Raw genomic sequence first — 22,776 nt, forward strand, 5'->3', positions numbered from 1 at the left:
CATCCATGGGTATAAAGCATATATTTACTTCAGTAATATTAACCTACAAAAACACGCATGATTACAGGAGAATTAAAATCACAAGTAGATAAGATATGGGAAGCCTTTTGGACAGGAGGAATCTCTAACCCCTTATCTGTTATAGAGCAGTTTACGTATTTACTTTTTATTAGAAGATTAGATGAACGTCAACTTTTAGAAGAAAAGAAAGCTAATATGGTGGGCATCCCTATTAAGGATATCATTTTCACACCAGAGCAAAAGGAATTACGGTGGAGCTCATTTAAAAACAAGGATCCGCAGTCTATGTTTGATGTCTTTACCAAACCTATGGTAGAAGATATGACTGTGTTTGACCATATGAAACAAGTGGGAAATACAGCAGGCGTTTTTGCTGAATTCATGAGTAAAGCGACTTTTATCATTGCAACCCCTAGACTGTTAGATCAAGTGGTTCAGTTGATTGATAAAATCAATATGAATGATAGAGATACCAAAGGGGATTTGTATGAATACATGCTCTCTAAAATAGCTTCAGCAGGTACCAATGGACAGTTTAGAACGCCAAGACACATCATTAAAATGATGGTGGATATGACGCAGCCTAAAAAGGATGATATCATATGTGACCCTTCCTCTGGAACAGCAGGGTTCTTAGTGGCAGCAGGAGAATATTTTAGAGATAATCATGAAGATTGGTTTTTAGATAAAACGTTTAGAGACCATTTCAATAACACCATGTTTAATGGGGTGGAGATTGATGACACCATGATACGTATTGGCGCCATGAACTTGCAACTTCATGGGATAGAAAGTCCCAATTTAATGAAGAATGATGCCCTGAGTGAAAGTGCAGGAAGTATAAGAAATGCATATTCTCTCATTTTAGCTAACCCGCCATTTAAGGGTAGTTTAGATTATGATGCCGTTGAAAATTCTATACTGAAAACCGTAAAGTCTAAGAAGACAGAATTACTATTTTTAGGGCTTATGCTTAGAATGCTTAAAACAGGTGGTAGAGCTGCTGTAATTGTGCCAGATGGCGTGTTGTTTGGAAGCTCAAAGGCTCATAAACAGATTAGACAGGAAATTATAGAGAATCATAAATTAGATGCTGTTATTTCTATGCCAAGTGGGGTGTTTAAGCCTTATGCAGGGGTAAGTACTGCGGTGCTATTCTTCACCAAAACGGGTACAGGTGGTACAGATAAGGTGTGGTTTTATGACATGGAAGCAGATGGCTATAGTTTAGATGATAAGCGTAATGATATAAAAGACAATGATATCCCTGACCTTTTAAATAGATACCATAATCTTAAAGAAGAAACAGAAAGAGCCAAAACAGATAAAAGCTTCCTAGTGCCTTTTGATGAAATTAAGGAAAATGACTGGGATTTATCTATAAACAGGTACAAAGAAATAGTCTATGAAGAAATTGAATATGCAGCTCCTGCTGATATCATAAAGGATATTGAAAAACTTGATCAAGAAAGAACTAAGGCTTTAACAACTTTAAAAGAGATGTTAAGATGAGGGAAGTTTCTTTAGGGGATGTTTGTGATATTAAGAATGGTTATGCATTTAAGAGTTCTGAGTTCCAAGATAAAGGAACTCCTCTAATAAGAATATCTAGTTTTGACAATGGACCTGTATATTTTGATGATAAAACTGTATATGTTGATTCTAAATATTTAAATAGTAAAAGTGCATTCAAAGTTGAGAAAGGAGATGTACTTGTTGCCTTATCTGGTGCTACCACTGGAAAATACGGTGTTTATACTAAAGATGAGCCTGGCTTATTAAATCAACGTATTGGTTTATTAAAAAGTGGAGTGTCACAAGATCTCGATGATAAATACTTTTACTATTATTTATCAGTTTTACAATCTGAAATATTTAGAAAAGCTGGAGGTGCAGCACAGCCTAATATTAGTACTAAAGCAATTGGAAACTTTAAAATCCCCCTCCCACCACTAGACCAACAAAAAAAGATAGCAGCCATATTAGATGCAGCAGATGCCTACAGGCAAAAAACAAAAGCACTTATTACTAAGTATGAGGAGCTAACTCAAAGCCTCTTTCTGGATATGTTTGGGGATCCTGTTACTAATCCGAAGGGGTGGGAAATAATTTCACTTGTTGACTATGGTTCTTTCAAAAACGGCTTAAATTTTAGTAGGGATGAATCAGGAGTTACTCTTAAATACCTTGGTGTTGGAGATTTTAAATCCTTATACAAAATAGATGATTTAGACACGTTATCTAGTATTGAATTGAACTCTTTACCATCTGAAGGTTATCTTCTGAAAAATGGGGATTTAGTTTTTGTTAGATCAAATGGAAATAAAGCATTAGTTGGTAGGTGTGTAGAAGTCACTTCAGGCAACAGAAAGGTTACATTCAGTGGGTTTTGTATTAGATATAGGGTGGATTCTCCTAAAATCAACCCTTCATATTTAGCTCAGCTGTTTCGAAATAAATCCTTCAAAAAACAAATGCTTCAGGGAGGAAGAGGAGCAAATATTCAAAATATTAATCAAAAAATTTTAGCTTCAATAAAAGTTCCAGTTCCTAAATTGTCAATTCAAAACCAATTTACAGATAGTATTATAGCCATAGAAGTACAAAAAGCACAAGCACAAGCTAGTTTAGCACAAGCAGAAAATTTGTTTAATAGCTTATTACAAAAAGCATTTAAAGGGGAGTTAACTGCATGAATTTAACGAATTCAGAATATAATTTTTCCTATTACGAGAATTTGTTTTCAAGTAAATCGCCACAGCGAGAATTGGATATAAATGAGCTCATTGAGGTCGTCAAATACGGCTATATAAAGGAGGATATAGACTTGCTGCGAGTAAGTGATAACAAGGAGAAATACAATAAAATAAAGAAGTCTAAAATCCCTTTGGTAACCCTCTCAGGAATCTTCACAGAAAGAAACAGTAAAGGACTTCAAGATCATAGTGGTTTAATACAAATTGATATTGACCACGTAGAAAATTATGATGAAACCTTCAAAAAACTGACTTCAGATGAGTTTACTTATGTGGCATTCAGAAGCCCAGGAGGAAAAGGTATAAAGGCTATAGTTAAGATTAATCCTAGTGAATCTACGCATTTAGAGCAGTATTATGCCTTAGAACAATATTATTTGAACAATTATAATATAGAGATTGATCCTTCTTGTAAAGACGTTGCTAGGTGTATGTTGCTTTCATATGATCCTGATATTTATTGCAATCCTTTTTCGGAAGTTTTTGATGAGTGTTTCATGCCAGTACAAGAAGAAACCAAAAAAGAACAAGCTCAGACAATACACCTAAACCTTGTAGAAACTGATAAAGAGCATATCATTGAACAAATAGTTAAGCAATCAGAAAAGAATAATATTGATATCACCGTGGGTTATGAAGCATGGATAAGGGTTGGGTACGCCTTATCAAGTACATTAGGAGACGCAGGACGTGATTATTACCACAGGTTATCAAGATGTAACCCTGATTATCAAGAAGCAAAATGTGATAGGCAGTACAAGCATCTCAACGACAGAAATAATGGCTCTATAAGTTTAGGTACCTTAGTTTATTATGCTAAACTAAATAATATTGAAGTTCATTTTCCCAAGCATGTAAAACCGAATGGGGAGGAAGTCATAATTACCACGTCAGAGGGTAAAGAGGCCCATGCGGATAGCAAAGGTTTATTTGAATTACTTAAAGAGAAAAGAATACAGCTTGCTAGAAAGGAGAACATAGCAGCTTTTCGCGTATTTAGTAATGCTACACTCAATGAAATGTGTGAGAGGCTGCCGGAGACCCGAGAAGAATTTCTTGAATTAAATGGTGTTGGTTTAAAGAAAGTTGAGCAATATGCTATGCATTTCTTGCCTATAATTAGTAGGTTTAAAGGCGTTGAAGGCTCGGTAAAATTAAAGGCAGATAAAGTCTCTCAACAACAGAAATCAAGTACATATAAACTGAATGAAAAGGAAGAAGAGTTATTTGATAAGCTCAAACAGCTTAGATTACGATTAAGTAGAGAAAGGGGGATGAAACCCTACTGGATTTTTGGAAATAGTACACTTACTGATATAGTTCAGTTTAAGCCTAGAGATAAAAATCAACTATTAGAATTTAAAGGACTGGGTCCGACTAAGGTTGATTGGTTCGGTGGTGAGATTATTAATGAGATTAATCAAATATTTAGTGAGGTATAAATGAGTAACTTTCAATTACTAAATAAAGTACAAGATTTGTTTTATAGTCTGTCAAAAAAGACACTAGAAAGAAGTTAATGAAATTATGAGTTCACAACTTGATAAACATATCATTTCAGATCAAGACCTTCAAGCTATTAAGAAGGCTAAAAATGATATGGAGAATTTGAGTTGGGCGATACTAGGCGTTAATAAATTAGGAAACACCTTAGAAACAGGGATACAATATGTGCCCAACAGGGTTTTAACCTTAATTCAAACGTCTACAGAAAAAATGCTTAATGGTATATTAAAAGCAAATTTGCTGACCATATCAAGAAATAAAGCATTTAAAAAGCCTTCCAACAAAACCTATAAAACCGTTGTTGCTGGTACAGGAGCAGCAGGAGGATTCTTGGGATCAACTACTGGTATTGGAACCACCATATTTATTGCTGAAATGACGCTAACCACCAAATTCTTAATGCGTACTATTTTAGACATTGCAAGGAGTCAGGGCGAAGATATTTATTCACTAGAAGGGCAATTACAGTGTTTGGAGGTATTTGCATTGGGAGGTCAATCAGAACATGATGATGGCATTGACACGAGTTATTATATGACAAGAGCAGCTTTGTCTTCAACTATGAATAAAATAACAGCCTCTGGTATTAAATCTGCCATTAATGTTGCTGTGAATACTGCAAGTGCTGTAGGATCTAGTGCGGTCACAAAATTTATGACTCAAATTGCATCTAGATTAAGTGTTTTAATTACTGAGAAATTTGTGGCTCAGGCGGTACCTATAGCTGGTGCAATAGGAGGTAGTACAATCAACTTAATCTTTATAAACCATTTTCAGAAAATGGCAACAGCACATTTTACCTTAAGACGTTTAGAGCGTAATTATGGAGAACAATTGGTTAAAACAACTTATGAAAATATAAAGTTGAAACAATGAATGAATGTTGCATAGCCTAGATTAATGGCTTTTAAAGTAGAGTTAATAGAATAATAATGATATCATGAGTAACTTTCAATTTCTGCACAAAGAATGGCCTGGAATCTTTAAGGAGGCTAAAGAAGCTGAACAGCTTACTTTAACATCTCCAAAGGCAAGTGCTATGATATCTAGAAGTGCTTTGGAAAAAGCTTTACAATGGCTCTATCAGAATGATGAAGAATTGGAATGGCCATATGATACCAAACTATCCAGCTTAATTCATGAACAGTGTTTTAGAGAGATCATCAAGCCTTCCATGTTTAGGGAAATTAATTTGGTGCGCCTCAATGGTAATGCTGCTGCACATGGTAAAACCATCACACATGATCAGTCCATTGCTAGTATAAAAAACTTGTTTAGGTTTTTAAGCTTTATAGGGATTTATTATAGTGAGGAGGAAGTCAATATTCCTACTTTCAATATGGGGCAAATACCAGATGGAAATGAGCAGAAAGAAACCCTAAAGACTTTGCAGCAGTTGGAGTTGCAATTGGATAGAAGACGAGAAAAAGACAAGGAGGAACGTGCTAAACTAGAAGCTCAAGCAGCTCAAATAGAATTATTACAAAAGCAACTAGAGGCTCAGCAAATAGAAATTACACAACGTAGAGTTTCCAGAGAAAAAACAAAAGATCCAGATAAAGTTATTCCGATACTTATTCCAGAGTCTGTTACTAGAAAACTCTATATAGATGTATTACTTAAAGAAGCAGGCTGGGAAGATTTAACAGAGGGAAGAGAGTTAGAATATGAAGTTCAAGGCATGCCTGTAAGCACCAATCCTTCAGGTATAGGCTATGTAGATTACGTACTATGGGGTAAGGATGGAAAGCCTTTGGCTGTTGTTGAGGCTAAAAGAACTATGGCAGATGCTAGAAAAGGAAGGCATCAAGCAGAACTCTATGCAGATTGTTTAGAGCAAATGCATGAGCAACGTCCAGTCATTTTTTATACCAATGGATTTGAAACCTTTATTTGGGATGATACCTTTTATGTAGATAGAGAAATTCAAGGGTTTTATACTCAAGACGAACTTCAGTTACTCGTAGATAGAAGAACCACCAGAATAGACCTTAGAAACTTTAAGGTTAATATGGATATTGCAGGACGAGATTATCAGTTAGAAGCTATTAAAAGGGTTTCAGAGAATCTTATAGTAAATGCAAAAGATGGTAGCTTAAGAGGTTCTAATAGAGAGAGTTTGTTAGTCATGGCTACGGGTAGTGGGAAGACTAGAACTGCTGCTGCTATTGTAGATATGTTAACCAAATGCAATTGGGCAAAAAGAGTCCTATTCTTAGCAGATAGAAATGCACTGGTAACACAAGCTAAAAATGCGTTCAAAGAACATTTACCAGAACTCTCAAGTATTGATTTAACTAAAGAAAAGGAAGATAACAGTACACGTTTAGTATTCTCTACTTATCCAACCATAATAAACAAAATTGATAAGGTTAAAACGGATAATGAACGTTTCTATGGTGTAGGTCATTTTGATTTAATCATCATTGATGAAGCACATCGTAGTGTGTATCAAAAGTACAGAGCCATCTTTGAATACTTTGACGCTATGATTATTGGGCTCACAGCAACACCTAAAAAGGATATTGACCGTAATACTTATGGGCTTTTCGGAATAGAAGATGATAACCCAACCTTTGCATATGAATTAAACACAGCAGTTGATCAAGGCTTTTTAGTGCCACCAAAATCTATTAGTGTACCGCTTAAATTCCAGAGAGAAGGTATTAGATATGCTGATTTGTCAGACAGAGAGAAGGAAGAATATGAAGAGAAGTTTGGAGACCCTACCAATGAAGAAGCACCAGAGATTATAGGTAGTGCAGCACTTAATAAATGGCTCTTTAATACAGATACTGTAGACAAAGTATTGGAGCATTTAATGAATGATGGTATAAAGGTTAGCGGTGGAGATAAACTAGGTAAAACCATAATCTTTGCAAAGAACCATGCACATGCAGTCTTTATAGAAGAAAGGTTTAATAAGAATTATCCGGAATATGCCGGTAAGTTTCTAAGAGTAATTGATAACTATGAAACTAAAGCACAAGATCTTTTAGAGAAGTTTGCAGACCCTTTTGAGGAGCAAGAACCACAAATAGCTGTGTCTGTAGATATGATGGATACGGGGGTAGATGCGCCAAGAGTGGTTAATTTAGTATTCTTTAAAATGGTTAAGAGTGCGTCTAAGTTTTGGCAGATGATAGGTCGTGGCACTAGGTTATGTCCAGATTTATTTGGACCAGGAGAAGAAAAGAAAGAATTTCTAATTTTTGATTATTGTCAGAATTTTGAATTTTTTGATGAGCATCCAGATGGTGCTTCCGCTAAGAATATGAAACCTCTGCAACAGCAGATCTTTGAAGCTAAATTAAAAGTGTCTCAGTTGATTACACACTTATCAGATAAAACACCAGATGAGATTGAAATAAGGGATAGCTACTTAACAGAATTACATAAAACAATATTGAATCTAGATGAAAATAGATTCATAGTCAGAAAGGAACTTAGGCACGTAAAAGAGTTTAGTAATAAGAACAAGTGGTTAAACCTTTCAAAAAGTGATATCCAAGAGATTAATGCGCATTTATCTCACTTGCAAGCACCTTCTAAAGGCGATGATGAGCTAGCCAGAAGGTTTGATATGTTAGTATTGGTGTATCAAATAGTACTTCTTACAGGCTCTGGAGATACAGCAAAGTATATGGGTAAGATTTTTAGAACTGCTTCTGCTTTAGAGAAGAAGGATAATATCCCACAGGTTGCATTGCATTTGCCCCTTATTAAAGAAGTGCAGACAGATCACTATTGGGCTAACATTAATGTTAAGAAACTTGATGAGCTTAGAGTTGCCTTAAGAGATTTAATAAAGTATCTAGAAACAGAAACCCAAGAGCCTGTATACACACATTTTGAGGATGTATTAGATTATGATGGTATTACAGCAAGAGAGCCTGTGACTTCTTATGTAAGTCTGCAATCCTATAAGGATCGGGTGGAAAGCTACATTAGAAAAAATAAGAATCATCTAACCATTCATAAGTTGTCTACCAACTTACCAATAACAAAAGCAGAGCTTGATGAATTAGAAAAAATACTCTTTGCTGAAGGTGTTGCTGGAACAAAAGAGGAGTTTATAAAACAGTATGGAGAAAGGCCGTTAGGAGCTTTTATTAGAAGTATAACAGGACTGGAACAAGCAACACTAAACGAAGCTTTTTCTGAATTTTTACAAGTAGGAAACCTAAGGGCTGACCAGATGACTTTTATAAAAACTATCATTTCTTATTTGTCAAAGAATGGCACAATTGATAAAACCATGCTTTATGAACCACCCTTCACAGACCTTAATGATCAAGGCATAAGTGGTGTGTTTGATAATGATGCAGATCTAATTAAAATTGTAAAGATAATTGACCTCATAAATGGAAATGCAGTGGTGGCTTAAGATGGTGTTTAATTCTATTCTATATTCAAGTTTAATATGGTGAAGGCTGGTTGAATTTGAATAAATGTATTGCAATTACACAGCGGAGCACCGTTATAGTAGTGGAAATAATACCTTTTTAAATATCTTTTTTGATGTTAGGTGATTGATTAGTTTAATACCATAATCGTTACAAAATAAAGTATCGTATAATGGACTTGTATTAGTTAATTCTTGGGAAAGTCGAAAGGGCAAGCTCTTGTAATTTACAAGTTTTTTTCTTTGATGTGGTTTTCCGTAATTAAAGGGTTCGATTTTGTTATACATTGTCATAAATATTACAACATCATAAATACTGCAACTAACCAACTAATAAGACAGGTCAAAAGAATAGTGCTGATGTGGTACAAAATAATTGAATTGGCTGATTGGTATGGGAGTTGTGGCTGAACGTAATCATTTAGTAAAATATTTTTTTATAGTCGCCAAATATATTTTAATCAAAGTATTGAGCCTGCACTTCTGGAATTCAAAAATGTCATAAGGCCAAAGTACTTGTAGATACACACTTTCATAATGAGAGGCAAGTTCATAGGGAATAAATGCATTTTAAGGAAGACCATTTGATACATGTACTCATGGAAATTAGTCTCGTAGTTCAGGCTAAAGAAGCAATCGTTGGGAAAATTAATTATTAGAAATAATTGAAGAAGTTTGAGCTAAAATATTTAATTAAAATTGTAATGAATGAGATGGGGACATAGATCATATCTCGGTATGAGTAAAAAGTGACTAGATTGAATGTAAGGGTATTAGAGATTTGCTTAAATAAACATACTACTCTCAGCTGTCTATCTCATTTATTTAATTATTTTTAGTATCTGCAGAGGATATAGTTTTTCTGTGAAAATATGATTTACATCACTATTTTGAAAATTATTTTCATCTATATTTACTTACATTTTTTATGAGGAAAAAGGAAAAAAATAAAATTTCTATAATAGATTTATTTGCAGGACCAGGAGGTTTAGGCGAAGGTTTTATGTCATTAAAGAATAACGACGGTGAGTCTGTTTTTGATATTAAACTTTCCATAGAAAAAGACATTAATGCCCATAAAACATTAACATTAAGAAGTTTTTATAGACAGTTCGTTAAAAACAACAAAAGAGTTCCTGAGGACTATTATAGCGCTTTAAAGGAATCTGATTTATCAAAAAGAGAAATTCTTATTGAAGAAATGTTAGATAGCTATGATGAGGGCACAATTGCTAGAAAGGAAGCTAAACTGATTGAATTAGGTTCTGAAAAATGGCCCGCAAAAACAGTTGATAAAATCATTAAAGACCAATTAGAAAATAATAAGAACTGGGTGTTGATTGGCGGACCGCCATGTCAAGCCTATTCTAATGTTGGAAGATCTAGAGTTGGTGGTATAAGTAAGGAGGATCATAGGGTGTATTTATACGAAGAATATTTAAGAATTATAAAGAAACACAAGCCTGCCGTTTTTGTTATGGAAAATGTTAAAGGACTTTTGTCTGCAAAAGTTGATGGTGACAAAGTTTTTGACTGGATGAAACGAGATTTAAAAGTTGGAAACAATTATGAAATTCATTCATTGGTTAAGCCAATAACAAAAGATTCAGATTTTCTAATTAAATCAGAAAAATATGGTGTGCCTCAAATGAGACACAGAGTTATTCTTTTGGGAATTAGAAAGGATTATTGCCATAAAGGAGAATATTTAAATGAGAAGAATGAGGTTACGTTAAAATCTGTAATAGGCAATCTTCCAAAAGTGAGAAGTGGCTTAAATAGGAGATTTACGCATTATCATTCAACCGAAGTTTATCAGAATGGTAATCCCAAGCGATTATATAAAAATATCCCTGACAGCAGTGTTAATTGGCTAAGGGAAATGTCAAAAAACATAGATCAAATAAAAGTATGGGGAGAATTGGGATTAAACGGGCTTTCTGATGGGCCAAAAGAAATAGAATTAGGTAAAGGTTCAGAATTTGTAATGGCCAATAACCGAATCTCTAGAAACCATATTTTAAAGGATTGGTATATAGATAAAAGGCTAAAAGGGTTTGTAAATCATGAATCTAGGACACATCTAACTCAAGATTTAATGCGATATTTATTTGCATGTCTTTACGTTGAAAAACATAGTACATTTCCACGTTTAAATGATTACGCTGAGCATAGTAAAGATTTATTACCTGACCACGCCAATGTTGCTTCTGGTAAATTTGCAGATCGATTTAGGGTTCAGGTTCCAGACAGACCAGCAACTACAGTTACCAGTCATATATCAAAAGATGGACACTACTTTATTCATTATGATGCCTCCCAATGCAGGTCTTTAACAGTCAGAGAAGCTGCACGTATCCAAACGTTTCCAGATAATTATCTTTTTAGGGGAAGTAGAACAGCTCAATATCACCAAGTTGGTAACGCTGTACCTCCTTATTTGGCATTACAGATTTCAGAAATTGTTTGCAATATATTAAATCCTTAAAAATATTAAATGAGTCAGTTAAAAACCAAAATAATAAGTGAAGATGCATCTCCCCATCCGGAATATCTTATAAAATCTATTGCAGAACAAGGTTATAGTCTAGAAACTTCGTTAGCAGATTTAATGGACAATTCTATTTCAGCAAAAGCTGATAAAATAGAGGTTTTAATTGATACAGATTCAGAACCATTTAAATTGTTTTTAGCAGATAATGGTCATGGGATGACAGAAGAGGAGTTAAGCAAAAACATGCAATTCCCAAGCAATTCACCTGAAGACTCGAGGTCAGATTCAGACTTAGGACGATTTGGTTTAGGCATGAAAACAGCATCCTTTTCTCAAACAAGAAAATTTACAGTCTTATCAAAAAAGAAAGATGAAAAAAAGTATTTTGGTAGAACATGGGATGTTGGTTTTTTAAAAACTAATGGTTGGAAAATAATAATTAATTCGGATGAAGAAGTTGCTAGATTAATGTATCAATATAATCAGTTATCTAATGCATTTTTAAACGGTTTTGAAGATTATGAACCGAACACCATTGTGATTTGGGAGGGACTATATAAATTTGAAAATTATTTAAAAGAAGGCAATAGGAAAGATGCTTTAAAAAGGGAAATAACTGAGGTTACTTCTGATTATCTTGCACTCGTTTTCCATAGATTTATGGAAAAAACTATTAGCCCCTTACAAATAAGAATTAATAATACAATTGTCAGTCCATTTAACCCTTTTCCAGAGGAAGAAAAAGACTTTAGGCAGATTGAACCCAAACAAAGTTCGTTTAGATCTGATGTTATAAAAATTGAAGGGTTTGTTTTGCCGTCGAGAGCAATATCAGAAAGTAAAAAAGGCCTTACTAAGTGGACCACTAGATATCGAGGTTTAATGGATATGGAAGGCCTTTACATTTACAGAGCAGATAGAATTATTTTATTTGGAGGTTGGAATGGAATTGTTAAAAAAGCACCTAGACTTCAATTAGCTAGACTTAGAGTTGAGGTAGGAAATAGTGTTGATCATTTACTTCATCTTAATGTTGCTAAATCTCAAATTGTAGTGCCACATGAACTAAGAAATGCCTTTGAAGATTATATACAAGAATTAAAAATTGATGCAGAAAGAGAATACTATAATAGGGGTATTCGAAAATTCTCTGGAACAAAGTCTCAAAATCATATTCAACTATTCGAGAGAAGTTATTCAAACAAAGGATCTGTATTAGAGGTGAATAATAATTTTCCGCTGGTAAAAAATCTTCAAGAATCTCTTAATAAGAAACAAAATTCCCAATTAAATCTTCTCCTTCGTATGATTAATACCAGAGTAAATAATATTAGGCATGTACATGAAGAAAAGGAATTTCTGGGCATTGAAGAAAAGGATGGATTAAGTGTTGAAGAACTATATAAAAACATTTTAGAATTATTATCTAGTGGTATAACAAATGAAATGATTAGGGAAGAAATAATTCCTCACTTAGGATTTAGTTACTCTTCTTTACCGGAAAATATAAAAGCAATACTCAAATAAATCAATGAACTATATCGACGTTTTTAAACAGATTATAAAAGAAGAAGTAAGTAAAGCTTCTGGTGACAAAAAATTCATTGATAATTTATTTAATCAAATAAAAGAATCAGTAATTAACTTGGGTAAAGTATTACGGCTTCCTGAGGTAGATGATACAACTCTAAAAAGTTATTTTGAAACTGCTAAAAATGAATATCTATCGGTTAATCCAATTGATCCAGGAATTAGTCATTCATTAACAAAAAAAGGTTTTAAAACTTGGCTCAATGAGAAAAGAGACTATGAAATAATATGGGACTACTCAGAGAGGTATTTTGAGCATTTAAAAAAGTCTGGGAGATCATTGAAAGTTGTTGATGAAACAAAAAATTCCAGTTTTTCTATCCTTGGTAAAATGGCTGACCCTAAATCAAAATCTCCAATTTATAATAAGGGACTTGTTGTTGGTGCTGTTCAGTCGGGAAAAACCGGAAATTTCAATGCCGTAATAAATAGAGCTATTGATGCTGGTTACGAAATCGTAATTGTCCTCGCAGGTATAATGGAAGATTTACGCAGTCAAACGCAGCAAAGAATAGAAAAGGATGTAATCGGAGAAGGGAAAATAGATTCCGGTGAACCAACTGGGGCTAAGGGCGTTGGTAAAATTAGACGTTTTGGTGTTAGAGGTGATGATAAGGTTATACAGGTGAAATCTCTAACATCGGAAAGTAAGGATTTTAGTAAAGCTGTCAAAGAACTTGATCATACGCTAAATGACAAATATGTACTTGTATGTAAAAAAAATGTCAGTGTATTAAAAAATCTAATAATATGGCTACATAACTCTTTAGAGGAAGGCAAAGAAAAACACAATATTCCACTACTTATAATTGATGATGAAGCAGATAATGCATCATTAAATAATATGGGGGCAAAAGGAAGGAATTATGCCAGTAAAACAAATGGACATATAAGAGCTATTTTAGATCTATTTCATGTAAAGTCTTATTTAGGTTATACAGCAACACCATTTGCTAATGTTTTACAAGATCGAAATGAATATCCTGAAAATGATTGGGAAATTAAATATAAGTTTAAAGGAGATGATGTTGAAAAACAGCTAAAAAGAGTTGACAATATATTTCCGGATGATTTTATAGAATTATTAAATCCACCATCAAATTATGTAGGAGCAAAACAAATATTTGATACAGTCACACCAATGGATAATCAAACAGATGACAATGAGAAAATTCCATTAGTAGCACCTGCTGTGAATGATTATATTGACAATTTTCCTTCAAGACTTTATCATAATGATGATGGAGAAATTGTTGGTATAGAAAATATTAGAAGCAGGAGTGAATGGGATGAAAAATTTGGATTTGAAGGTTATTTAGATTTTGACTCTTATACTGATTACAGAAGAGCGACTTGGGCAGCTAGGAAAGAAGATGATTTTCCAAAAGAATTACCAGTATCATTGAAAACAGCAATTAAATGTTTTATAATCGCCTTGACCATTCGAGAAACAAGAATACCAAGTATGGTTAATTCCGATCTTTATCAACCCCATAATACAATGCTTGTCCATGTTTCACGGTTTACATTTTGGCAGAATGGAACTAAAAGATTGATTGATGAATATATCAATGAAATTATTTCTAAAATTAATAACGACAGACCAAATAGTCCAACTTCAATTTATGCTGAATTTAAAAAACTTTGGTATAGCCCTTATGGCTTTGCTCATGTAGTTGAAAATATTAAAAGCTATTTACCAAAAGGATATGAAGATGAATTTATGTCACCTTTAGTGTTTGATTCCTTAATTCCTGTTTTTATTGATGCAGTAAAAGGTATAGAAGTTAAAGCAATCAATAGTTTCACTAAAGACTCTTTAGAATACCCAAAGAATTCACCAAAAAAATACATCGCAATTGGTGGAAATAGGCTTTCAAGAGGATTCACTCTGGAAGGACTTACTATCAATTATTTCATTCGAGTTACTAACTATTCAGATGCCTTACTTCAAATGGGTAGATGGTTCGGTTACAGACCTGGGTATTTAGATTGTTGTAAAATATTCACTACTCAAGATTCTCTTGATAAATTTAATGATACAACCTTGTGTATAGAAGAATTAGAGACTGAATTTATAAAAATGGAACGGCAAGGAAAAACGCCTCAAAACTTTGTGTTACGTGTAAAAAAACACCCCGGTACTCTCAAAATAACAAGGCCCTCTATTTTAAAAAATGCTAAAGAAGTTAAATGGTCTTATCAAGATTCTTTAGAAATGACAACTCAAATAAAAGTTGATAAGAAAAATGTAGTAAATATATGGGATAATTTTAAGAAAAATATTGCTTCAAAATTTAATTTAAAAAACGATAAGGGAGATATTATTTCGTTTAAAACTAATGCTGGAGAAGTAATAGATATTTTAAAAAACCAACCTAATAATTTCAATGATAAGGAACCTGAATATTTAACTAAGTTCATTGAATTATGTAATGAAAAAGGATACTTAAATAATTGGACCATTGCTTTAAAAATTACTGGCTCTTCCAAACCAGGGTTATCAAAAAAATCAGTTGGTTTAAATGATGATTTAGATATTGGAAACGTTGAATTGGCTAAAAGATCTGGACCGAAAAATAAAAATGATAAAGATTTATTTCGAAATAAAAAGCTTTTTAGGGCAAGTAGTAAAAGTGCAAATATTATTTCCTCCAATGAAGATATGTCGATTTTACTATCTACTGCCCAAAAAGATGAAGCCAAACAGAGTTTTTACCAGTTCAAGGCTGCTGAATATCAACGAAAAGACAAGACCTTAACTAAAGAAGAATCAGAAGAGAGGGCAAAAAATCATAAGACTATACCTGAGCGATATTACAGAGAGAAAATGAAGGAAACAGAAGGTTTATTAATGATTTATCTTTTTGATTCTAGCTATGCCTTCAACCAAAAATTCACTAGTAATAAAGACCCAGAAAAGCATGAAGAATTAAAGAGAGAATTTAAACTTTATATCGATAAAAATGATTTAACAGACATAATTGATAAAACACCATTAGTTGGTTATGCAATTGAATTTCCACCAATTAAAAAAGACCCGGGAGGAACATATTTGCAAGGTGATTATGAGTTAGAAATTGATGAAGATAATATTGATAATAAAGAAGAAGAAGCTGACGAATTTGAGGGAATTACAGATAATAGTGAGGAGTAAATGAAAAAAAGTGAATTAAATGCAAAATGGAAGAATATTGCATCTTTCAAAAGCAAAAAAGGCTATCAGTCCCTAAGAATTACTGGGGCTATTGTACCAGATCTCTTTCTAGCTACAGATGAAGATGGTCACAGGTGTTTGTTGCTTTTTTTACCCAATAAGGTTGATGTAAAGCTGAAAGGAACGGACAAGAATAAATTGCTAATTTCTTATTTACCATCAAAAGGAATAGTGCTGATAAAATTAAAAGATTTTGATTTCAAAGATTTATTTGATGACCTTATCTTTTCAATTTACTCAAAAATCAATCTAATCTCTGAACCATTCCTGGCCTCGGAAGAATTCATAAAGACATTTTACAAATGGGCTTTGTTTTTTGAAGATAAAAAAGTAAAAAAACTCGGAGAAGAACAAATACAGGGTTTGTTTGGTGAATTATTTGTTTTACATGAATATTTAAAACAATCAAATCCAACTACAATTAATACCCTTCTTTCTTCGTGGAAAGGCCTTTATGATTCTGCCAATGATTTTGAATTTGATTTAAAGAATATTGAAGTTAAAACTAAAAAAGAATCTATCCTGTATGTCAAAATTTCGAGTGAGTTTCAGTTAGAAAAAGAGATAGATAAGAATTTAGAATTATTGATTGTTTCAGTTAAGTTAGATTTAATTGAAGGCAAATCAATACATGATATGCTTTTGGAAATATTAAAACACGCAAGGGCAAATCTTGGGGATTTATCAATATTGTATCAAGCCTTAAATCAAAAAGGATTAACACTTGAGAATTTAAAACAATACAATAATCATCGTTTTTTAGTGTCCAAAACAGAATCATTTAATGCCGGCCATGCTGATTTTCCTAAGCTATCACTGTCTAATATTGATAACGAAATTTCAAATTTGAAATATAGTTTAAGGGTAACACATTTGGATGAGTATTTAATTGAAATGAAAAAATATTAAATGGTATTAGAAGAGTATTTAAATTATAGAAATGAATTATTAGATCAATCAAAAGATGATGAAGGTTTTACACAAGAAAATTTAATCCTTTCTCAAGTATTACCATCTATGCTAGATGCAAAACTTATAGATTCTGAAGATTATACAAATTCCTATTTTAAATCAACTGCTGATAAATTAAAGATTAACGCTTATAGTATTAACGAATCAGGTGAAAGACTTCAGCTCTTTCTAATAGATGAGAATTCTATTGATCTGTCTGCTTCATCTAACGATCTCATGGTTTCCACTAAAGCATCTTATGAAAGTCAGTTTAAAAGATGTACAAGCTTTCATAACAAGGCTATTAAAGGACATCTAAATGATGAAATTCAAGATTCTAGTCCTGTAAGGCCATTAGTTTCAAGTATTTCATCTTCGCAAGGTGCGCAGCAATTTGATGTTGTTGAAATATTTCTTATCACATTAACTGCCACCGTTTCCTTGCGAGGAGCTACTCCACAACCCAACAGAATTGAATTTGATGATGAAGAAATTGTTGTCACTTATCAAAAGAATAGAGAGAGGCTCACAAAGGACCTTATAATTAAGAAAAGAATTATTGATCTTAATTTTTTGTATAATGTGCTTATATCTCAAGGAAGCAGAGAGGCGTTAACCGTAAATTTTGAAAAAACCTTTGGAGACTCCTTGTATGCAATTAAAGCGGCGGATGAGGATTATTTTGAATCTTATTTATGTGTTTTACCTGCCCCAATAATTTCAAGATTATACAAAGAGTTTAGCACAAGATTACTGGAGAAAAATGTGAGATCCTTTTTACAGTTTAGGGGTGTCAATAAAGGTATTAGGGAAACAATCAGGAAAGAGCCAGAAAAATTTGTGGCTTATAATAATGGTTTGACTATTACAGCAACCGATGGTAATATTTCATTTGAATCCGGTCAATATAAAATTAAATCACTAACGGATTTTCAGATAGTGAATGGTGGTCAAACCACTGCAACCATTTATTTTACGCAAAAGGATGGTTTTGATATTAGTAAGGTGAAAGTAATGGCCAAGATTAATGTCGCTAAGGAAGCTACAGACGAAGAGCTCGAAGAGCTAATTTCAAATATTAGTACTTATTCAAATGCACAATCAAGAGTTTCTAAGGTTGATTTAAGATCAAGGAATCCACAATTGGTAAGAATAAAATCACTTAGTGAAAGTGTCATGACACCTTCTGGTAAAAAATGGTTTTTTGAAAGAGCTAAGGGTGAGTTTAATACAAAGTTAAGAATTGCTGGTTCTAATAAAAGAAGACTAGCTAAAGAATATCCTACTGAAAGGAGGTTTTCTAAGGAATTAATGGCGAAATATTACTCAGCATGGGGCAACCAGCCTCATTTAGTTAAAAAAGGTGGTGAGAAGATATTTAGATATTTTATTGAAAAATTGACAGGAGAGGGAGAGTTTAAAAAACCTATAAATGTTAATCGTGATTTCTATGAAGAGCTGATTTCAAACATTATTATGTTCCGTAGACTAGAGAAAATTTATGGTGCAGGAAAAAATTCAATGGGTCAAATAAGGTCCGCTGTTGTTCCATATACACTTTCCATTATATTCATGATTACAGACGGTGATAAAAAATCCCCTTCTTTTGATCTACTAAAAATATGGCTTAATGAGGGTTTAGAAAATGATTTAGAAACCTATTTAACTCAATTATTGAAATTGGTTAATGAGTTGATTAAAAAATATTCTGATAGTGATGATTATGGCGAGTATTCTAAAAAGGAAGAGTTATGGAAGAGAATTAGCTCTTCTAAGGAGATAATAGAATTTATAGGAAGAGACGACACGAAAAAGATTATTGATAAATATGGTATCAGTAAAGCTGAATTAAAGAAAAGGAAAGGTGCAAATGACAACTCGGAGGAAGTGAACTTTAAAATTTTAAATGATAATGTTTTAATTCATTCAAATGGAGTCAACTATTATAAATCAATTCAGTCCAATAGAGAATTATTGACAGGAGCAGATGAAAGAAGCCTTTCGGCATTAGTACATGCAATAATTAATAAAAAGGATATTGAGGATGATTTAGTATCATTTGAAAGCAGTTTGACAAATAAATTTAGAATAGAAATTCCTGATTTTTTCGATAATATTGAAAGAGAAGAAAGTCTACTATATAATACTTTAGATTATGTAATTACAAATTATAATAAGTGCGTTAATAAAAAGAAAAATATCCTGTTGGAATTTCAAAAAATTGAAGCAATTGCAAAAGCTAAAAAAATAAAATATGCTTCAGTGTTTGATCAAATTGGAAAAAACCTAGTTAAGGGAATTCCACCAACTATCAAACAGTTGTATTACGCTGCCAATATATTGAAAGACAAAAGTGTAAAAGAATTAAAGCCTAAAACAAAGCAATTAGATTTAGATAAAGTTAGAATAGATGAATTTTTGATGAGGAAAATGTTTGAGTGGGATTCTACCGCGAAGATTTTAAGTATTAAAGAGCGTACTTATATAGCAGATTTTGCCTGGGGATTAAAAAAGCTAAACAGTTTTCATGAAAAAAATGTAAAGAGACATCTAGAAACACTTTTAAAAAATGGGTTTAAAATATAATTGAATATGGCAGAACGCTCAAAAGAATTCATCCAAGTAGGATATTATTTGTCTTAATATGGACAAGAAGATCCACCTAATAAATTGAACACAAATAAATGGAATGAGGCATATAGAACGTTTTATGATACATTACATAGTGGAAGAGCTGTATTAGAATTTGAACATAGCCTAAAAAATTCTAGAGATGCTTTTGATAGTTATTTTTCAAAAACTAATAGAGAAGGTTGGAAAGATAAGGAAGGTAATCCAGCAAATTTGACCGGGTTTTCTGAAGATGTTTACCAAGAATTTATTGATAAAAATGAAAATTATATCTGGGCCATAATTAAATCATATTTAGATATAGATTTAAAAATGAAACCAGTTATTTTTAACGACCATATATTTAACTCTCCTAGTGCCGCCGCAGGAACAATTTTGGCAAGAAGAGCGAATGGGTGGAAAGAATGGAAGGATAAAGATGGAGTTAGTATAGACGAATTAAAAAGGAAATGAAAGAACTATTGTAAAAAAGAGTATGTTTATTGTAGGTAAAAGATATGAAGCTGAAGCCAATAATGACTGGGCGCAAGACAAAGCTAAGAATCATTTATATATAGATGATGCAATTAGTGGACGTAAAGGATATTATTGTATTGGCTGTGATAAAGAAATGGAAGCGGTAATTAAGAAAAAAAATCCAAATCATCGCTCCTATTTTAGACATGTTCCTGTTGTTAAAAGTAATGGAGAAGCTCCATGTACATTCAGTAACCAAGAATATAGGGAAACTTTAGCTAAAGATATTCTTCAAAGAATTAAGGAAATTAAAGTGCCTAGTGTAATTAAGTATCCTTTGAATGAATCTGATGGGCCACCTAAATTGCTAAAACGAGCGGAGTATATTAATGCGACTAAGGTTAGTTCAAATGTCATTTTTTATGAAGATGTAGACGGGAGTATAAAGTATGGTAATTATCAAAAGTTAGATTGTAATGAACCATTATTAAAACCGGATGTTACTTTTTTCAATGAAATAGGATTTCCTGTATTGTTAATAGAGTTTGTGACAAAACACAAGCTTGATAAGGAAAAAAATATAATTTTAAGGAAATTACAATTTGATACAGTTAGTATAATTATTCCGAAAGTGTCTCCGCAAGGAATTGAAGATAATTTTAGTTCAACAAAAAGAATAAAATGGCAATATAATGGACTTGAAGCAAAAACCACATATAGGCACATACCCTCGGGATCTTATAGAGGAGTATCAGAAGTTGATGAGCTCCAAAGACGAATTTATAGAGAGTCGTACAACTGCAGAAAAGCAAGAATTAATAACGTTATACGAAGAATTGGAAAATGTGTTCAATCAGAACAATTTGGAAAATCTGAAGAATATCTTAATTCAGAAGTCACAGGACTTGAAGAGCTTATTAAAATTGAGAGAAAGGGATTGGAATCTATGGAAGGAAGATTTCGAGAAGAAGTTTTCGGAAAATTTGCAGAACAGGAGAAGGAAATTGAATCTGGAGAACGAAAACTTCAACAAACAAAAACTGATTTGGAAGGAAGATATTTTGCAAAGAAAAGAGAAATTGATGACGCTTCAGAATCCCATAAACCAGAGGGAATTAACATCTCCAGAAATCAACGAGCTGAAATTAAGAAGTTTGAAGAAGGACTACGACGAAACAAGCACGATATTTTGGAACTTAATTTCGAAATCGAGAGACTTGAAAGAGAAATTGAGTCATTTGAAAAATAAAGGCTGATGGTTATATTTAATTTTCCCATAATAGTATAAGAATAAACACTTTTGAATTGTTTTATTTTGATAAACGTAGTATGTGGTATAATATACAAAGGTGATAGAATATTTATAGCTCGACGTAAAGCAGGTAAATCTATGGCCGGTAAATGGGAGTTTCCGGGAGGGAAGGTAGAGCGTGGGGAATCAGAAGAAATGGCGCTTAAACGTGAGTTATTAGAAGAATTAGGCATGTTGGTTACTGTGAAAAACAAATTGGGAAGCAACGTACATGCCTACAAGGACTTCAAAATAAATCTAGTTGCTTATAAATGTGATTTTGTAAATGCCAGCTTTAAATTAACAGACCACGATAGATTTGAATGGGTAACACCTAAAGAGTTATTAAATTACGACTTAACTGCCGCCGATATTCCTTTGGTGGAATTATTTGTCTAAAATGAAACAACTTTTATTTGTAGACAAAGGTTGATGGTTAATTTAAGCAATTAGTAACTATTACTCAGAATAAAAGTTAGTACTATCTCCTATGGGGCATAAGTTACCTTCCTACATTTATTATTACAATATCAGGAATACCTTATGATGAAAGCTTTGTTTCAAGGTTATCTTAAAATAGCTAGTTTTTTAATTCAGTTAGTTGTTGTAAGCAGTATTTTTATTTATCAATTATCTTTTTCAGTTCATAAAATTTACATTCGATTGGTTTTAATTCCAAAAGTGAATTTATTCCGATTGTTTTTTGTTCAGGTTTTTGTTCGTTTAATATTTTGGTTTCTAAAACGAAAAAAGTCCATTGACTTAAATCTAAAGGATTAAGAGTTTTTTGGTCTTTATTTTTCAATAAGCAGAAAACATAAAAATCAGTCCAACGTCTCTTAATTCCGTCATAATTCGGATTGTCTTTTGTTCCTACAGTTGGCGCGATTCCAAATTTTATTTCGGAATATTTTTTCTGTTCCCAACTTTGAATATAAGCAGCAGATTTAATTTCTAATTTTTTGCTTTTTTTGGTAATCAAGTCAAAATTGTCCCATTCAATACGATTTTCAGAGTCAATTTCGAGTGCTTTTTTTACAATAAATTCCGCTAAAATTCCACGAGTTCTGTTTTCAATTAAATTAGATTGATTCCAACTCCAAAATTCCGACAATTTAAAATTCAGATTTTGGTTTTCGTTCTGAAATTTTTCAGTTCCGTTTTTCCTTTTAGAAATGATTTCTGGTAAATTCACAGAGTTCGTACAGTATTGTTTATAATGGTTTTGTGTATGATTAGTGGCGTGTTTAAGCACCTAATTTAGCAAATAAAAACTGAATAGAAAATCCGCAAGGGTTTTCGTAAGTAAGCTAGAACCAAGAAATAAATTATATACTTCTTAAGTTTGTCTTTTACTAAATTCAGGCATATAAATAAGAAAGCACAAAAGAGAGGATTAAGGTTATTATATACGCAGAGACTATAGATCTCGTCAACATTGAAAATCCCCTCTCTTTT

General features: G+C 32.6%; 14 protein-coding genes. 13 read left to right on the forward strand and 1 reads right to left on the reverse strand.

Annotated elements, in window-relative coordinates:
* The first annotated feature begins 57 nt into the window (after positions 1-57).
* From IE051_RS14155 to IE051_RS14215, 13 genes are all read left to right on the forward strand, one after another.
* Positions 58-1,533, forward strand: a complete 1,476-nt coding sequence (locus IE051_RS14155) for a type I restriction-modification system subunit M (RefSeq protein WP_189361761.1) — start codon at positions 58-60, stop codon at positions 1,531-1,533.
* Positions 1,530-2,717 (forward strand): restriction endonuclease subunit S, encoded by a 1,188-nt coding sequence (locus IE051_RS14160; RefSeq protein WP_189361763.1) that lies wholly within the window; start codon positions 1,530-1,532, stop codon positions 2,715-2,717. Before IE051_RS14155 ends, IE051_RS14160 begins: the two co-directional genes overlap by 4 nt.
* Positions 2,714-4,219, forward strand: coding sequence for an HRDC domain-containing protein (locus IE051_RS14165; RefSeq protein WP_189361765.1), 1,506 nt, complete (start codon positions 2,714-2,716; stop codon positions 4,217-4,219). The genes IE051_RS14160 and IE051_RS14165 overlap by 4 nt, the downstream gene beginning before the upstream one ends.
* An 85-nt stretch (positions 4,220-4,304) precedes the next feature.
* Positions 4,305-5,159, forward strand: a complete 855-nt coding sequence (locus IE051_RS14170) for an EcsC family protein (protein WP_189361768.1) — start codon at positions 4,305-4,307, stop codon at positions 5,157-5,159.
* Between the two features lie 64 nt (positions 5,160-5,223).
* Positions 5,224-8,670 (forward strand): DEAD/DEAH box helicase family protein, encoded by a 3,447-nt coding sequence (locus tag IE051_RS14175; protein ID WP_189361770.1) that lies wholly within the window; start codon positions 5,224-5,226, stop codon positions 8,668-8,670.
* A gap of 946 nt (positions 8,671-9,616) precedes the next feature.
* Positions 9,617-11,176 carry a DNA cytosine methyltransferase gene (locus IE051_RS14180; protein WP_189361772.1) on the forward strand — a complete coding sequence of 520 codons (1,560 nt, stop codon included), beginning with the start codon at positions 9,617-9,619 and terminating at the stop codon, positions 11,174-11,176.
* 9 nt (positions 11,177-11,185) lie between these two features.
* Positions 11,186-12,709: an ATP-binding protein gene (locus IE051_RS14185; RefSeq protein WP_189361774.1), complete on the forward strand. Its 1,524-nt coding sequence runs from the start codon at positions 11,186-11,188 to the stop codon at positions 12,707-12,709.
* Between the two features lie 4 nt (positions 12,710-12,713).
* On the forward strand, positions 12,714-15,929 hold the full coding sequence (locus tag IE051_RS14190) for a Z1 domain-containing protein (RefSeq protein WP_189361776.1): 3,216 nt from the start codon (positions 12,714-12,716) through the stop codon (positions 15,927-15,929).
* A complete protein-coding gene (locus IE051_RS14195) occupies positions 15,930-16,898 on the forward strand; it encodes a PD-(D/E)XK motif protein (protein ID WP_189361778.1) in 969 nt (322 codons plus the stop codon).
* Positions 16,899-19,526: an AIPR family protein gene (locus IE051_RS14200; RefSeq protein ID WP_189361780.1), complete on the forward strand. Its 2,628-nt coding sequence runs from the start codon at positions 16,899-16,901 to the stop codon at positions 19,524-19,526.
* Between the two features lie 84 nt (positions 19,527-19,610).
* Positions 19,611-20,024, forward strand: a complete 414-nt coding sequence (locus IE051_RS18620; protein ID WP_229796825.1) for a DUF4357 domain-containing protein — start codon at positions 19,611-19,613, stop codon at positions 20,022-20,024.
* Between the two features lie 22 nt (positions 20,025-20,046).
* Complete coding sequence (locus IE051_RS14210; RefSeq protein ID WP_189361782.1) at positions 20,047-21,276, forward strand: hypothetical protein; 1,230 nt, start codon at positions 20,047-20,049, stop codon at positions 21,274-21,276.
* 66 nt (positions 21,277-21,342) lie between these two features.
* Positions 21,343-21,717 carry a (deoxy)nucleoside triphosphate pyrophosphohydrolase gene (locus IE051_RS14215; RefSeq protein WP_189361785.1) on the forward strand — a complete coding sequence of 125 codons (375 nt, stop codon included), beginning with the start codon at positions 21,343-21,345 and terminating at the stop codon, positions 21,715-21,717.
* A 220-nt stretch (positions 21,718-21,937) separates the two neighbouring features.
* Here IE051_RS14215 and IE051_RS14220 read toward each other — a convergent pair whose 3' ends face one another.
* Positions 21,938-22,513, reverse strand: a complete 576-nt coding sequence (locus IE051_RS14220) for a hypothetical protein (RefSeq protein WP_189361787.1) — start codon at positions 22,511-22,513, stop codon at positions 21,938-21,940.
* Positions 22,514-22,776: the final 263 nt, after the last annotated feature.

Origin of the sequence: Algibacter mikhailovii, from assembly GCF_014651495.1 — a bacterium.
In the GTDB taxonomy this organism is placed as follows: domain Bacteria; phylum Bacteroidota; class Bacteroidia; order Flavobacteriales; family Flavobacteriaceae; genus Algibacter_E; species Algibacter_E mikhailovii.